Source organism: Bacillus sp. 220_BSPC (genome assembly GCF_001054655.1).
Taxonomy (GTDB): domain Bacteria; phylum Bacillota; class Bacilli; order Bacillales; family DSM-1321; genus Peribacillus; species Peribacillus frigoritolerans.
Window position 1 is genome coordinate 1 of the sequence record NZ_JVPL01000304.1, and the last position, 15,726, is coordinate 15,726.

General features: G+C 42.0%; 10 protein-coding genes, 1 pseudogene and 2 riboswitches. Of the genes and pseudogenes, 2 read left to right on the forward strand and 9 right to left on the reverse strand.

Annotation, left to right across the window (positions count from 1 at the left end):
• Positions 1 to 75: 75 nt before the first annotated feature.
• The 3 genes from ADA55_RS25710 to ADA55_RS29730 form a co-directional block, all read right to left on the reverse strand.
• A complete protein-coding gene (locus ADA55_RS25710) occupies positions 76 to 858 on the reverse strand; it encodes a TerC family protein (RefSeq protein WP_048689105.1) in 783 nt (260 codons plus the stop codon).
• A gap of 259 nt (positions 859 to 1,117) precedes the next feature.
• Positions 1,118 to 2,677 carry an aldehyde dehydrogenase family protein gene (locus ADA55_RS25715; RefSeq protein WP_053087470.1) on the reverse strand — a complete coding sequence of 520 codons (1,560 nt, stop codon included), beginning with the start codon at positions 2,675 to 2,677 and terminating at the stop codon, positions 1,118 to 1,120.
• Between the two features lie 218 nt (positions 2,678 to 2,895).
• Positions 2,896 to 3,060 (reverse strand): hypothetical protein, encoded by a 165-nt coding sequence (locus ADA55_RS29730; RefSeq protein ID WP_153246176.1) that lies wholly within the window; start codon positions 3,058 to 3,060, stop codon positions 2,896 to 2,898.
• Positions 3,061 to 3,412: 352 nt separating this feature from the next.
• Here ADA55_RS29730 and ADA55_RS25720 point away from each other — a divergent pair, with 352 nt between their 5' ends.
• Positions 3,413 to 4,606, forward strand: a complete 1,194-nt coding sequence (locus ADA55_RS25720) for an FtsW/RodA/SpoVE family cell cycle protein (protein ID WP_048689108.1) — start codon at positions 3,413 to 3,415, stop codon at positions 4,604 to 4,606.
• Positions 4,607 to 4,714: 108 nt separating this feature from the next.
• Here the strand turns inward: ADA55_RS25720 and nhaC are convergent, their stop codons facing one another.
• From nhaC to ADA55_RS25750, 6 genes are all read right to left on the reverse strand, one after another.
• Positions 4,715 to 6,094, reverse strand: coding sequence for a Na+/H+ antiporter NhaC (gene nhaC, locus ADA55_RS25725; protein ID WP_048689110.1), 1,380 nt, complete (start codon positions 6,092 to 6,094; stop codon positions 4,715 to 4,717).
• Between the two features lie 348 nt (positions 6,095 to 6,442).
• Positions 6,443 to 8,185 (reverse strand): allophanate hydrolase, encoded by a 1,743-nt coding sequence (atzF, locus tag ADA55_RS25730; protein WP_048689113.1) that lies wholly within the window; start codon positions 8,183 to 8,185, stop codon positions 6,443 to 6,445.
• On the reverse strand, positions 8,151 to 11,801 hold the full coding sequence (gene uca / locus ADA55_RS25735) for an urea carboxylase (RefSeq protein ID WP_048689116.1): 3,651 nt from the start codon (positions 11,799 to 11,801) through the stop codon (positions 8,151 to 8,153). Before uca ends, atzF begins: the two co-directional genes overlap by 35 nt.
• A gap of 18 nt (positions 11,802 to 11,819) precedes the next feature.
• A complete protein-coding gene (locus ADA55_RS25740; protein ID WP_048689119.1) occupies positions 11,820 to 12,470 on the reverse strand; it encodes an urea amidolyase associated protein UAAP2 in 651 nt (216 codons plus the stop codon).
• The gene (locus ADA55_RS25745; RefSeq protein ID WP_048689122.1) at positions 12,470 to 13,210 is read right to left on the reverse strand and encodes an urea amidolyase associated protein UAAP1; all 741 of its coding nucleotides are present in this window, start codon (positions 13,208 to 13,210) and stop codon (positions 12,470 to 12,472) included. The genes ADA55_RS25740 and ADA55_RS25745 overlap by 1 nt, the downstream gene beginning before the upstream one ends.
• A 52-nt stretch (positions 13,211 to 13,262) precedes the next feature.
• Positions 13,263 to 13,371: riboswitch (guanidine-I (ykkC/yxkD leader) on the reverse strand.
• Between the two features lie 91 nt (positions 13,372 to 13,462).
• Positions 13,463 to 14,827 carry an APC family permease gene (locus ADA55_RS25750; RefSeq protein ID WP_082162919.1) on the reverse strand — a complete coding sequence of 455 codons (1,365 nt, stop codon included), beginning with the start codon at positions 14,825 to 14,827 and terminating at the stop codon, positions 13,463 to 13,465.
• Between the two features lie 65 nt (positions 14,828 to 14,892).
• Positions 14,893 to 15,002: riboswitch (guanidine-I (ykkC/yxkD leader) on the reverse strand.
• 269 nt (positions 15,003 to 15,271) lie between these two features.
• Between ADA55_RS25750 and ADA55_RS25755 the strand changes: the two are divergent.
• Positions 15,272 to 15,726: pseudogene (locus tag ADA55_RS25755) on the forward strand (HTH domain-containing protein); the annotation flags it as partial.

Genomic DNA, 15,726 nt, shown 5'->3' on the forward strand with positions numbered 1-15,726 from the left:
AAAGGGGTTCAGAATTTTTTAATTCCGAACCCCTTTTGTCTACAAACTGTAGGCGTGACCGGCACGCCTGTTTTTTTATGCTTCCTGTATTTTTTTCTCTTCTTTCTCTTTTTTTTCTTTTTTGCTTGAAATGATCCATGCACCTGCTGCAATTCCAATCAATACAGTCCAGAAAATCGATTTCCAAAGCGTTGATTCAGGGAAATGATGATCAATGAAAGCAAGTGAAGGGTGTGCAAGTGTGTGTACCGCCAATTTCACGCCAACCCAACCCACAATCAAAAATGCTGCCGTTTCAAGTGAAGGACGCCGATGAAGCAGCTTAACGAATGCATTTGCTGCAAATCGCATAATGATCAACCCGATCATACCGCCGAGGAACATGACAGCGAATTGCCCTCCGTCAATACCGCCGACTTTCATCCAGCCTGTTGCAGGAAGTGTAACAGCCAGTGCGACGGCAGCCAACATGGAATCGATAGCGAAAGCGATATCAGCCGCTTCAACCTTTACCACGGTCATCCAGAAACCGGATTGCTTTTTAGGCTTCGTGATTTCCTTCTCACCTTTACCAGCGTATTTTTTGTAAATGTGCTGAAAAGCGATGAAAAGTAGATAAATCGCACCGATTGCTTGAACTTGCCACACCTCGACAAGAAAGGAAATAAGGAATAGACTGGCAAAACGGAAAACAAAAGCTCCCATCAGACCATAAAACAAGGCTTTCCGCTGTTGTTCTTTTGGCAAATGCTTAACCATGACAGCCATGACGACTGCATTATCTGCAGCCAGTATCCCTTCTAATCCAACCAAGATAAGAAGGACCCAGCCATATTCCAATAACATTGATGCTTCCATCCATTCAACCTCCAATAGTAGTATTTCCTTCCTATTGGCATTGGCAAAATAAAAAGACCTCTGCCGTATAGGCAAAGGTCTTGCTGAACATGAAATCATGTCAACAAAGCCGATGAATGTTTAACATTCACGTAATGACGACTTTGTTTTAGGGCGAACCCTAACGCTACTCCCCTTTGAAAAGGAAAATCAGTTATTAAGTATATTAATAGTATACGCGCTCGTTATGAAAATAACAATCTTTTTTTATAAATGGATCTCATTTTCTGTTCCTTTTGGATAATTTTAACAACGATAAATATTCTTTGCCGAAACGAATCCAGTTCGGTTTGGCAGAAAAATAGTTCTGAAACAGCGATAAAAAACTCGTGTATTTCCCTTCATATGGATACCATTGTATTTCTGTATCGTTTTTACCTTTATCGATCATGATCGCCTTTTCATGGCAGAAAATCTTCAATCCATGCTCGCCATGATAGCGGCCAACCCCACTTTGTTTGGCACCGCCAAATGGTAAATGATGATTAGCAACCGTAATCAGCACATCATTGATCGTCACCGCACCGGTTACTAACCGTGACGCAATCCGACTTGCTTTTTCCCTATCCATCGTCCAAACGCTGGAATTGAGTCCATATTCACTTTCATTTGCCAGGGCGATCACGTCTTCCTCCGTATCGAAAGGCACAACAGGCAACACGGGTCCGAACGTTTCTTCTTTCATGATTTTCATGGAATGATCGACATTGGAAAGAATCGTCGGCGGAATGAAATGGGTCTGCCCCGTTTTCCACTCTTTCGGAGGTGTTCCGGTTTCAAGTACGGCCCCTTTATTCAGTGCATCCTCCAGTTGGTCAGCCACAATATCCACTTGTTTAGGGAAAGTCATTGAACCGATATCATCCTGCGATTGCACCCCCTGCCTCATGGACTTCGTTTTTTCTTTAAGAAGCATTAGGAATTCCTTATAAACAGGACGTTCCACATAAACCCTTTCAACACTCATGCACACCTGCCCACTATTTGTGAAAGCCCCCCAAAGAGCCCCGTTCACAGCCCGTTCCAGGTTAGCATCACGCAGAACGATCATCGGATCCTTACCGCCAAGCTCCAAAGTCGTTGGGATCAGGTCTCTTGCTGCAACCTCACCAATCATTTTTCCGGTCCTTACAGATCCAGTAAAAAATATATAATCTGGTTTTTGCTCAGTTAATGCCGCACCCAATTCTTTCCCTCCATGGGCAAACTGTATAGTTCCTTCTGGGAAACCAGCTTCAAGAAACAGATTTTCGATGCACACCCCAACTAAAGGAGTTACCTCTGATGGTTTGGCGATGACAGTATTTCCAGCCGCTAGGGCATTAAGAATGGGAACCATGGAAAGCTGCAGCGGATAATTCCATGGTGAAATGACGAGAATCGTTCCACGGGGCATATAATGGACATAAGATTTTTTACCAATTAACATGAGTGGAGTGGTGACCTTCCGTCCGGAAAGAGATTTCACTGCATGTTTCTCGATATGCTTGATTGCATCGATCGTTGGCATGATGTCAGCAACCAGCGCTTCAATTTTCACTTTTCCCGCATCTTTTGAAATGACTTCTGCTATTTCATCCATCCTTTCAACCATCAATAAACGGAGCCGTTTTAAATAGTGCAGCCGTTCCTTGATGGGAAGATTCGACCATGATTGGAACGCATGTCTTGATTTCATATATATATGAGGAATCGACTTCAATGGTGTTGGGACGATTTCCGCAATCTTCTCACCTGTTGCCGGAGAAAACACTTCCAACTTGTCATGTATTTCTTCCATAACTACTCCCCTTGCTTTATCTTATTTTATCGTTACTCCATATCATTTTTATGCTTTAATAAAGATCGACCGAGGAGGAACCCCTCCTCTGAAATGCAGCAAAACTTCTCGGCTGCACTGATGTCAAAACGCCCTTTTCAAATGAAATTAGGTTGCCAAAAGAATTGATAAGAGCGCCTGAGCACTTTTCTTGAACAGTTATATGTTCATATACTTCACTAAACGTACGGAAATTCTTCCCCTGAACCCTCTTTATATAATGCCAGAGACGCAGCAGCCTGTATAATATAATCGCTTGGAACCAACTTCACAACCGGTTCCCTCTCTTCATAAGGTTCCTGACCGATTCCCTGCCACTTAATCGGTGTATTCACAGTATCCACTGCATCACATCACGTTTTACAACTCAATTGGTGAAGCTCCATGAAATCCATCCTCAACGCAAATACCATTAACTAGTAATCTCCCAGACATGTTAGCACTTCAAAATGGAATATATAGTAAAATTTTTTCGTTATTAAAAGGAATATTCACGTTTGTTATCGAAGGTAAGTATAATAAGAATCGAAATTCTGATAATCCGGCAGACAAGTTTATCGGTTTTAGTGTTTAATACTGGGTAATGGAGGATAAATTCATACTATCGAATAAAAATTATTATCTATATAACCGATTTTCCGTTACTATATAAGAAGGCGATTTTTTCGCGCATACATATTTGAGGTGAGCGCACAAGTGAAAAGAATAATTAAAGCATACGACTTCCCTATTTTCATCGCTGTCGTATTACTCTGTTTGTTTGGTTTAGTCATGATTTACAGTTCGAGCATGATCACTGCAGTCGCTCGATACGGCTGGCCCATGGATTACTTCTTTGAGAAACAAAAAACGGCCTTTCTCATTTCATTCGCGGCAATGATCGTCACGATGATTCTTCCTTATAAGATGTACAAAAACAAAATGTTCTTGATGTCTATGATGTTTGGAATGGCCGGTATCCTTTTGCTGCTCTTTATCTTCGGCCATACAGCAGGAAATGCCACAAGCTGGTTCAAGTTAGGGACAGCATCGATACAACCTGCGGAATTTTCCAAGTTAGCCATAATCATTTATCTGGCAGCCATTTACGGAAAAAGGCAGGATCGAATCAATAGTATTGATAAAGCCGTCATCCCGCCGATTTTCTTTCTGGTATTCATCTGCTTTTTAATCGGAATACAACCTGACTATGGAACGGCAGCGGTCATTTTCCTGATTTCAAGTACCATGATCATTTCATCCGGTATGTCTTTTAAGAGTATATTCAAACTCTCTTTAATCACTGCGATATTCGTTGCCATATTTGCATTGGGGGTACTCGTGACAGGAAATTTCTCAGCCGTTCTTACTGAAAATAAGATGTCTCGTTTTACCGGGTTTGCAGACCCTTTCGGAAAGGCAGGAGAAAGCGGGTATCAACTCGTGAATTCCTTATTCGCCATAGGTTCCGGCGGCCTTACTGGAGTGGGACTTGGTGACAGTGTACAAAAATACGGGTATCTGCCTGAATCACATACTGATTTCATCATGGCCGTCATTGCAGAAGAGCTCGGGATATTCGGAGTGGGATTCGTTCTATTGACACTAGGTTTTGTCGTCCTGAGGGGATTTGTACTTTCAGCCAAATGCAAAGATCCATTTGGAAGTCTTTTATTGATCGGCATCTCATCCATGATCGGCATTCAAGTCGGTATCAACGTCGGCGGAGTGACCGGACTTATCCCAATTACAGGGATCACCCTTCCATTCATCAGTTATGGAGGATCTTCCTTACTGCTGCTCATGCTTTCAATGGGCATATTCCAAAATGTCGTCATGCGAATGAATTTACTTGAACAGAAAGAAAAAGTCGTATCCATCCCAAAAGATGAGATCGCGTCTTCAAAATAAACGATCAAATACCCCTGGCATTTCTGTTCATGTCAGGGGTTCCCCTTCTCTGTAAGGTTATGGAAGTTCTCATAAAAAACAGGCAGTCGAATCCGACCGCCTGTTTTTTCATTTATAATGGATACCGATTTTAGTAAAGCCAGAAATCAGGCTAAGCAAAGGACAAAGTAGGCAGAAAAATGCAAATGGAGCATATTCAAGGGTTGAAACACCCAATACCTGTGTCAGGAATACACCGCAGACACCCCATGGAACCAGAGGATTCACAACTGTTCCCGCATCTTCAAGCACCCTCGCAAGCGTTTTGGGCTGCAAGCCTAAATCTTCATATCTCTGCTGAAAGGCTTTCCCAGGCAGTATAACTGACAAATACTGTTCACCCACAAGGAAATTCACGCTGATTCCTGCAAATACAGTAGCGGAAATCACTTTCGCTACACTCGTCAATGAATCCTGGATTGCATTTAAAATAGAAGGAATGACTCCCAATTCAAACAATAGTCCGCCCATCGCCAATGCCAACAACACCATCGAAACGGAGAACATCATACTTTCAATTCCGCCCCGCGATAGGATTGAGTCAAGTTGTTCCATTCCACTCTTCAGTACAAAACCGCCGTATAAGATATCCGCTATTTTTGCAACCGTCAAACTTGGGGTTTGTATGAAAGCAATGACAGCCGCCGAAATGATTCCTGCTGACAATGTCGGAATCGCTGACACCTTTTTCAAAGCCATGATTAGAACGATAACAAACGGAATCAAACTCCATATGCTTATATTCGTTTCCATTTCCAGGGCCTTGGTCATGGCTTCGATTTCCTCAACGCGAGCAACTTTGGCATTCGGTGAAAGGAAGAAAAAGATGATAAGCGATATGAAAAAACCTGGAATCGTAGTCCAAAGCATATTATTAATATGTTCAAATAATGGTGCTCCAACCGTTCCCGATGCAAGATTGGTAGAGTCGGATAATGGAGACATTTTATCTCCAAGAAATGCACCGGAAATGATTGCACCGGCTGTAATCGCCAACGATAAATCCATCGCCGCCGCCATCCCTATCAAAGCAACGCCGATTGTGGCAGATGTTGTAAGTGAACTCCCGATACATAGCCCAATTAGCGAACACACCAGAAATGTGATTGCATAGAAATATTCACCAGAAATCCAGTCAAACCCATAGAACATGATGGTAGGGATAGTCCCGCTTGCCATCCAGATCGAAATTAACATTCCAATGAAAAAGAATATATAGATGGCTCCCATACCAGTGCCTGCACCTTTGACGATAGCCGCCTCCATAATCGAAAATGGCAGCTTCTTGAACTTTCCATAAACAAATAGAAAAAGGAGTGCCGCTATAATTGGAATATGGGGGGCAAGTCCATAATGAATGATACCAGTTGCAATAATTAAGAAAAGAATGGCCAAAACCCCAATTGCTTCAAGTAAGGAGAGTTTTAGCTTTGCATCTTCAAGACGCATGATGTATTTCCCCGCTTTCAATGTTGTATATTCTCTGAGGTAAGGATCGGACCTTTTAACTCCTCACAATTACTGAAACGCTTTTAAGCACTAAAGTACTAGCTAAATATAAAGGAGTTTCATGAGATTGTCAAAGGAATAATTTTCTTATTTACTAGAATTCAATTCTTAATATTAAATCCAACATTGCCTTTTTTCACAAAATGATAACCCATAGGTAGCTCCGTACATTTATGCCTAATACATTCTTACACTCGTGAATCCATCTTCATATTTTTCCGATGCTATATAACCAACCTTCTGTTAAGGCCGAATCAGCCTAATGCTCATGAATTTAGACCCTTTATTTTAAACGGAAAAGGCATAACGCCAGCCTCCGTATTGTGAAATGTCTTCTGCTGTTTCGGCAGCACTCGCTTCACAGATAAATCCTGATATTTCAGAGCCGTCTTCCAATTTAATCTTTCCAACTCCAAGTGGCGAAGGGATACGTTCTACAAAAGACCCGAACTCGGTAAGTGGAATTTCCCACACCTCCACTTCAATGGATGTACCTCGTTCATTTGAATGAATTAATCCAGGTTTAGGAGGTTCGGTGGGTAATTGGATCATTTTGTACTCAGGAGCTGTTTTCGCTTCACGAATAAACACTGCACCATGTTCAATCATTTGTTTTTCAAGGGAAAATCCACGCATATGAAGTCCGCATACTCCTACGAAAACAGTTTCCTTCTTTTTAAAAGAACTCCTTTGATGTAAAAACAAATCCGCAAGGCCGCAAATAAGATTCTCATTTTCACTGCTTGAAAATAAGGTAATCCCAAATGGCAGATTTTCTGTAGCATCTTCTGCTGGAACCGCTACAGCACTAAGGTCCAATAGATTGCAATGATTGGTATACAGCCCCATAAGACTGTTTGTTTCAATTGGATTTTTACGCACCTCCTCCCGCGTCCATGTCCCGCCGGATGTCGGCATGATCAATACCGCATTTTTTAACTGCTGACGGGCTTTTTGTGTAAACTTCCGAAGCTTGTGTATCGCTTTAAAAAGGGAAGATGCATCATACTCCGGTTTAGCTCCGGAACGTAGTACCGTTTCTGTCACAGGAAAAGCCGCATTCTCATGTGTCGTAATAAATTCACCCAATTCTGCCCAGCGTTCTGCCACCCATGGTCCGTCATATAGAATGGCAGCAGCTTCAGCTAGATAGTTTCCATCGATGTACTCAATTGGAATACCCAAGTTTTCAATTTTGATAACAGCCGCTTCCCATGCCTGTTTGTACTCCTGTGCAAACGGTCCGTAAAAAGCAGGAGGTTCTTGTATGAGACAAATTTTTTCGGGAAGCGCATTTGAACGGCGCTTGATCAGCTTTGACCATGGATCAGAGTCTTCAAACCCACGGACTACTTCATCGACAAGCAAAGCATCTGATAGACTATTAGCAAAGACATTGATACAATCCAAGCTGGCGCAGGCCGGTACAAGACCATTGATAGGCCATGCCCCTAAGCTTGGTTTGTATCCTACGAGACGGTTTAATGCTGCCGGAACACGACCAGATCCCGCTGTATCAGTGCCAAGTGCAAATGCTGACAGACCGCGTGCAACGGAAACAGCAGAGCCTGCGCTTGAACCGCCGCTAATTAATTCAGGGTTCAGCGCATTTTTAGTTTCTCCATAAGGACTTCTTGTTCCAACAAGACCCGTTGCAAACTGGTCAAGATTTGCTTTACCTATCGGAATGGCACCAGCCTCAATTAGACGCTTAACAACTGTGGCATGTTCATCCGGAATGTATTTAAACGCAGCACATCCGGCTGTAGTAGGAACACCCGCAAGATCAATATTATCTTTAATCGCAAACGGGATGCCCCAGAGCGGCTTTTGCTCTAGATCCATTTGTTTTAAATGATCTAAATACGGTTGAATCAACTTCATCGTAGGCGGAGTAATCCAAACGTTATATTCTTTGTCTGCGATTGCCCGATCTACAATCTCTTGAATAAGTGCTTCTGGTGTTAAATCCCTAGACTGATATCTTTCCCTCAGTTTAGGAATGGACAACATTTCCGGTATGTTCATCATTGGAAGCACCTCGCTTTTCATTTGTCATAGAAACAATCAATTGACCGGCATGAACTTCTTCACCTGGCACTACATGGACAGAATGAATGAATCCATCACTTGGAGCCAATTGTTGAAACTCCATCTTCATGCTTTCTTCTATTATGAGTGTATCGCCTTTCTTCACTTCTTCGCCTGGTGAGACAAGGACTTTCCATACGCTGCCTGGCATTGTGCAGCGTATAGCTTCAGCACCTGGCGGTAATACTTCCTCTTGCGTTTCATTCACTTCTTGTTCTGAAACAAATTCGTCAAGTCCCAATTCACGCCATCTTACACGCTCCTCATGGAAGGCAGACTGCTGTGTTTCCCGGAAAGCATCCGCGCTTTCAGTTATTGAACTTAAGAAAGCTAGATAATCACTTAGTTTGAAGGTCGTTTCAATAATATCGACTTCAAACTGGCCGCGTAAAAATCCGTCTCGCATGTCGAGAAGTTCATCTGCACCAACTGGATAAAATTGTATTTGATCAAAGAAGCGAAGTAGCCATGGTTTCCCTTCGGTAAAACTTTTCGTTATACGCAGACGGTTCCACATTTGAACCGTTCGACCGACAAATTGATATCCACCTGGTCCTTCTATTCCGTATACACACATATAAGCCCCACCTATGCCCACTGCATTTTCCGGCGTCCATGTTCTGGCTGGATTGTATTTTGTCGTAACTAAACGGTGCCGCGGATCGATAGGCGTTGCAACAGGTGCGCCGAGGTAGACATCACCTAGACCAAGAACTAAATAATTGGCATCAAAGACCACTTTTTGCACCTCATCAATCTCATTCAATCCATTAACACGGCGGATAAATTCCAAGTTGCTTGGACACCATGGCGCATCTGGACGGACATTTTTTTGATAACGATCAATGGCCAGCTGTGTAGCAGGGTCATCCCACGAAAGTGGAAGACGGACAATACGTGATGGTACTTCCATTTCTTCAAGCGGAGGCAGCGTGCTATCAATCGATTCAATTATTTCACAAAGTGAAACGATCGACATTTTTGTCGCATCGATATGAACTTGTAAAGAACGGATGCCTGGCGTTAAATCAATCACCGGGATATCATCACGGGACTGTATGGCTTCCATTAATGCATGCACTTGAAATCGGAGCAAAAGATCAAGTTCCATTTCACCGTATTCAATCAGGATATTTTCGTCACCATCGGCACGAATCGTCAATGGAAAACGGCGGTCTGTTCCTTGAACAAGAACTGGATAGCCTGGTAAAAACGAGTCTGTTTTTTCAGGTAGAAAAGGAAGCATTGTTTCCACATGATTTTTACCAATGGCACCTAAAAATTGCTCCTGTGTCTGACGAAGTACATTTGCTTCTTCTATTGTTAACAGCTGAAAAGTAATGCGATCGCCGGCATGAAGCTGGCCGATTTTCCAAAATTCAGCGGAAGCGGTCGTGACTGGACAAACGAAACCGCCAAGACTCGGACCATCCGGACCGAGCAGGATAGGCATATCGCCGGTTAAATCCAGGGTTCCAATTGCATAGGCGTTATCGTGAATATTGGATGGATGCAGACCCGCTTCCCCTCCATCTTCACGTGCCCAATGCGGCGCTGGTCCTATTAAACGAACTCCTGTCCGTGAACTGTTAAAATGCACTTCCCAACTTGTGTCTGTTAATTGATCAAGATAATCAGGCATTAAGTATTCCTCTGTACAATGAGGACCTAAAATCACACCGATCGTCCATTCCTTTGTTAATGGAGGCCGAAGTTCAAAAGGGAGTTCCAGCTGTTCAGGTGCAGAACTTGAGTTAACCCTTAACACATCGCCTGTTCGTAGCGCACGTCCGCCGTGTCCGCCGAAACCTCCAAGTGTAAAGGTTGAGGAGCTGCCTAGGTAAAGCGGCATATCCAATCCACCGGCTACCAATAAATACGTACGCATGCCCTGTAAAGCTTCACCGAATGATAATACTTGACCACGTTTTACATTAATCACGCTATACATTGATACTTCTTTTTCATCAAGTTTCGCTTCCATATCAGCACCAGTCAGGCAAATGGACATGTCTACCCGGAAACGATAGGACCCGCCCCGAAGGGTTAATTCAAGACCTGAAGCCTGATCATCATTTCCTAATAATTTGTTGCCAATACGGAATGCGAAAGGATCCATTGGTCCGCAAGGAGGTACACCAACATTCCAATGACCGATACGGCCGGGCCAGTCCTGTACAGTTGTCTGAATGCCGCCATCAAGTACTTCAATCGCCCTTTCATCCGGCGTAAAATGTTCCAACATTTGCGTATGCACATGGCCTGAATTACAATCCTCTTCCTGTAAAAGAGCGTGTAAATATTGTAGATTTGTTGTCACTCCATATAATCTCGTTTCTTCAAGGGCTATACTTAAGAGGTCAATTGCCTCCTCTCTTGTTTCCGCATGAACGATTATTTTTGCCAACATTGGATCGTAAAAAGAAGTGACGTTGATTCCATCTCGCACCCATGTTTCAATCCGGGCTCCTTCCGGGAAACGGACTTGGTCAATTTGCCCGCCACTTGGGCGAAAGTCATTTAAGCAGTCCTCTGCATAAATCCGTGCCTGAATACTATGCCCTTTTGGCGATGAATATAAGGTATCCAGCCCACGCAATTCCCCTGTCGCTTCAAGCACCATCCACTCAACCAAATCAATACCCAGCACTTCTTCAGTCACACCATGTTCAACTTGAAGGCGTGTATTCACTTCAAGAAAGTAGAAATTCTCTGTTTCTGGATCATATAAAAATTCAACTGTACCGGCGCTACGATAGCCAGCCTCAAGTGCCAACCGTTTTGCCGCTGCCAACATATTTTCCCGTACAGAAGGAGAAAGAAGCGGTGCTGGACTTTCTTCAAGAACTTTTTGATTGCGTCGTTGAATGGAACAATCGCGTTCTCCTAGTGCTGCAACTTCACCAAATCCATTACCAAATATTTGAACTTCAACATGGCGTGCCTTCTGAATGTATTTTTCTAAAAAAACACCGCCGTTGTTAAAGTTGGTTTCTGCCAGGCGGCTAACAGTATCGAATGCTTGACGTAGTGAAACTTTATCCAGGCAGATACGCATGCCGATGCCCCCTCCGCCAGCTGTACTTTTTAACATAATCGGATAACCAATCCGTTCTGCCTCTTTTAGGGCTATATTGACATCGTTAATCAGCGATGTACCCGGTAAAAGCGGGACATTCGCTTTTTCAGCCATTTCACGTGCTGAATGCTTTAAGCCGAACATTTCAATTTGTTCAGGTGCTGGACCGATAAACCTAATGCCGTGTTTACGGCAGGCACGCGCAAAGTCCGCATTTTCACTTAGAAATCCATATCCAGGATGAATGGCATCTGCTCCTGTATCGATAGCAGTTTTTAGAATAAGATCAGCATTTAAATAACTTTCTTTGGCAGCACCTTCACCGATTAAAACAGCTTCATCCGCCAAGTCCACATGCAGACTATCCTGATCTGCTTTCGTATAGACAGCAACGGATTGGATTCCTATCCGTCGTAAAGTTTTTTCGATTCGGGTGGCAATTGCGCCGCGATTTGCTATTAGTACTTTCTTCAACATGTTCTTCACTCCCCTGTTCTATTTATCCCAGATCAATAATTGAATTGGTGTTGGATTAAATGCGTTGCAAGGATTGTTCAGCTGCGGACAGTTGCTGATTAATACCTTTGTCCGGCTGATTGCCTGCATTTCCACGTAATGTCCAGGTGCTGAAACACCATCAGTAAATTTCAAATCTCCTTCGGGTGTAACGGGGACATTCATGAAAAAATTGACATTTGGGGCAAGATCCCTTTTTGTGAAGCTTTCACCATATTTGGCTAACTGAAGCATATATGTGTCGCGGCAGTTATGCATTGGCAGCGTATCATGTGAATACCGAACTGTGTTGCTCTGTGCAGAGCAGGAACCACCGAGTGTATCGTGGCGTCCGCAAGTATCAGCAATAATTCTCACTAGTTCTTTCCCTGATTCTGCAATAAGCACAGACCCCGTTGATAAATAAATGTTTTGCTGACACTGAATCGTGTTCACTGCACTGTAATGGTCAGTAGGCTGATCCGCATCAAAAAAGAGGGTGTCTGCCGCTTGGTTTCCTTCTAAATCCACGATTCGAAACACCTGGCCCGGTTCTAAAGTATATAGCCAGCCGTTTCCAGCCATTAATTTTTTATAATAAATTGCTTCTTCCACTTTACGTTCGCTTTCGACATAATTTAAAACAGCCATTATTGAATTCCTCCTTTAGAAAGAAGTAAGTATTCCCAAGTATTTTCAAAGGCCCTTCGGTTTTCTGGGCGATGATTTAAGCAAACATCGTCTTCTTTAACAGGTTCGGCATCTGTAATTGTTATTTCAATTGGTGCAGTTGTGTACGTTTTGTTTGTGTCGAGTGGATTTGGTGTATTGGATAAAACGAGAAGGACATCCATTTCCGTTCGAAGTGTAACCTTATCCCCTTTTTTAGTGTGTCCTTGGACAAATTGCGTGTTGCCTTCATCATCGCAGGACACTTTGGAAAACAAATTCACGACAGGTGATAAATCACTTGTTGTTAATCCATTGCGGAACAGCTCAACGATTAGATTTCCTTCACCATTTTGATACCAGTCATTTCTCAGTTCTTGGTAAGTCGTTTCTCCATACTTTTGATCGATTTGCTGGCGGGTGCAGTATCCGGAGATCGTATCATGCCAGCCAATCGAGTCTTCTGTGATACTTGCAAGAACACGACCGTTATCGCTCAATAGGACATTTCCTTTTGTCAAATAGGCTGTATATTGAGCCTTTAATGTATCTGGCATATTATATCGTTCAGCTGTATCATCTGCGTTATAGAGAAGCAGCGATACATTCGCACCATCTTCCATTGCAGTAAATGTGATTTGTTTCCCTCTTTTTATGCGGGAAGACCACTTTCCTCCCGGCGAAATCATTTTTGATACGATCGTGGTATTAATGCCATTCATTATGATTTTCCTCCTTTTGGAATAAAAAAGGATAAAAGCCTGAGAGAAATAAATCTCCCAGGCTTTTATCCTTCCGTGTATACAACCGTAATGGCTGTACGCTCTCTCTCGGACCAGTCTTTAAAGATAATTCTTTAAACGGAACCCTAGAAAGCTTTTTGTTTCCAACCTAATGTGGAAACCTTTATTAGTTTCGATTTGATGTACCTAATATAACGGAAAGCTGTATTAAAGAACAACAAACATGTCAGATTATCTCACATACTTTTTTTCCGATTGGATTCGCTTAAGTGTTGAGATGGCAAATTTCCGTTCTTTTGCTTTCGACCATTTCTTTATAAACAAGTAAACAAAACCGATCATTATCCAGCTCACACCGAATTTAAGTGTAGCTAAGTCAAGCAATGTTAAAAGCCATCCGATAAAAGTGGCACCGACTAGCGGAAAAACAAGATATAAAAATGTTTCTTTTGGTGAGCGTTTTTTTAGTTTGATATAGAAATGTGCAATAACAGAAAGATTGACGAATATAAAAGCGGTTAATGCACCGAAGCTTACAAATAATACAGCTGAATCCAGACTAATAAAAACAGCTGAAAGTGAAATTACAGCAATGAATATAATATTTGAAACCGGTGTTTTGTATTTTGGATGCAGGGATGTAAATAATTTTTTGGGAAGAATGGATTCACGTCCTAGTGCATAAAGAAAACGGCTCACACTTGTTACTGAAGAAAGACCTTGTGTAAAAGTCGCAACTATTAACACCATGATAAACAATGAACTTAACAGATTTCCTCCAATCAATCGAACAAGGCTGTAGGCGGCATTATCAGCATTAACAAAAGTAAAATCCGGATAGGCGATTTGTGTCAGATAAGAGATCGAAATATACATGATCGCTGCGATAAAAATAATGAGGAAAATAGCCTTAGGTATTGTTTTTTGTGCATCAACAGTTTCTTCAGCCATGGTCGTAACGGCATCAAAACCGAGAAAACAGAAGCATATCAGCGCAGCACCTGAAAAAATAGTGCCCATTGCTGCATCTTCACCAAAGAATGGAGCTAACGTAAGGATGGAACTTGTTCCTTCGCCTGCTAGAATATCCTTTATGATCAACATGCAAAAAAGAAAGATAAACCCGATTTGTAATAGAACAGATATTCCGCTTATACGCGCCGCAGATTTAATGCCCAGGATATTAACAACAGCAAGTACGATATTCATGATGATGATCCAAACATAAGTAGGAATGGCAGGGAATTCTGTATTCATGAAAATCCCAAACGTTAAAATGGCGATAATAGGAGAAAAAACATAATCGATGAGAAGGGCCCATCCGACAAGAAAGCCGGCTTTCGGGTGAATAGAATTCTTCGTATACGTATAGGCAGAACCAGCGATGGGGTAAGCCTTTACCATTCGGCTATAGCTGTAGGCGGTAAAGAAAATAGCCAGAAATGCAACGATATAAGCAACTGCCATTTTACCTTCTGCAGCCTCATAAGCTACACCATAGATTGTAAAATAAATCATTGGTGTCATCCAAGCGAGGCCCATAAAAACAACATGAGGCAGCTTTAGTGATTTAACAAGTCCTAAATTTTCACTCATCATTCATTCTCCTTTGCCAGGTTAATAGGAAAAGGAAAAAAGCCCAGGGGAATTTTTATAAAAAAATCTCCCGGGCTTTTTTCCCTCCGTGTATACAGCTAAAACTAGCTGTACGCTCTCTCTCGGACCAGGCTTTAAAGATGATTCTTTAAACGGAACCCTAGAGAGCAATTTTATTAATGATTACTAGAGTAAACTTCTTTAATGAAGTATATAGTAAGGGAAAATTGATTTCTATAAACATGTAAGGATATCTAACACAGAAAATTCATTTCCAGACGGACTTTAATCATGCGGCATTAGAGAAAATTCCAATATAAAAAAAACCCAATTTCTCATTACAATGTACCCTATTAAGTAGACACCAAAAAAAAGTCTACCAATAGGGTACTTTTTTGTATAATTAAGAAACACAACTAGAGATAACATGGAGACGGGAAAATAATGAGTAAAAAGATTTTCACAGAGAAAGAGACCAAGCAGCTATCAACTAATAAATATGTTAAAGCAGTTGGTACAAAAGGAATCACTTATACAGATGAATTTAAGCATATTTTTATTTCTGAAAGAGAGAAAGGAAAGGCTGCGAGAGAAATATTTGAACATTGTGGGTTTGATCCAGAGGTTTTGGGGATGGACAGAATTTATTCCGCGAACAAAAGATGGCAAAATGCTTACAAGAATAAGGGGATAATCGGTTTACTTGACACTAGAACTGAAAACTCAGGACGTCTTAGAGAAAAGGAACTTACCTTAGAAGAGAAAAATGCTCGTTTAGAAGCACAAATTACCTTACTAAAGGCGGAAAACGAACTATTAAAAAAGATTCGTATTGCAGAAAGGGGGACGAAGAAATAGAGCTTTCTCCTAGCCAAAAGTATATACTTATTCGGTCAGTG

Excerpts from the sequence above, each read along its gene's own strand:
- ADA55_RS25715 (WP_053087470.1), bottom strand. The coding sequence starts at position 2,677 with ATGGAAGAAATACATGACAAGTTGGAAGTGTTTTCTCCGGCAACAGGT.
- uca (WP_048689116.1), bottom strand. The coding sequence starts at position 11,801 with ATGTTGAAGAAAGTACTAATAGCAAATCGCGGCGCAATTGCCACCCGA.
- nhaC (WP_048689110.1), bottom strand. The coding sequence starts at position 6,094 with ATGCGTCTTGAAGATGCAAAGCTAAAACTCTCCTTACTTGAAGCAATT.
- ADA55_RS25740 (WP_048689119.1), bottom strand. The coding sequence starts at position 12,470 with ATGGCTGTTTTAAATTATGTCGAAAGCGAACGTAAAGTGGAAGAAGCA.
- ADA55_RS25710 (WP_048689105.1), bottom strand. The coding sequence starts at position 858 with ATGGAAGCATCAATGTTATTGGAATATGGCTGGGTCCTTCTTATCTTG.
- ADA55_RS25745 (WP_048689122.1), bottom strand. The coding sequence starts at position 13,210 with ATGAATGGCATTAATACCACGATCGTATCAAAAATGATTTCGCCGGGA.
- atzF (WP_048689113.1), bottom strand. The coding sequence starts at position 8,185 with ATGATGAACATACCGGAAATGTTGTCCATTCCTAAACTGAGGGAAAGA.
- ADA55_RS25750 (WP_082162919.1), bottom strand. The coding sequence starts at position 14,827 with ATGAGTGAAAATTTAGGACTTGTTAAATCACTAAAGCTGCCTCATGTT.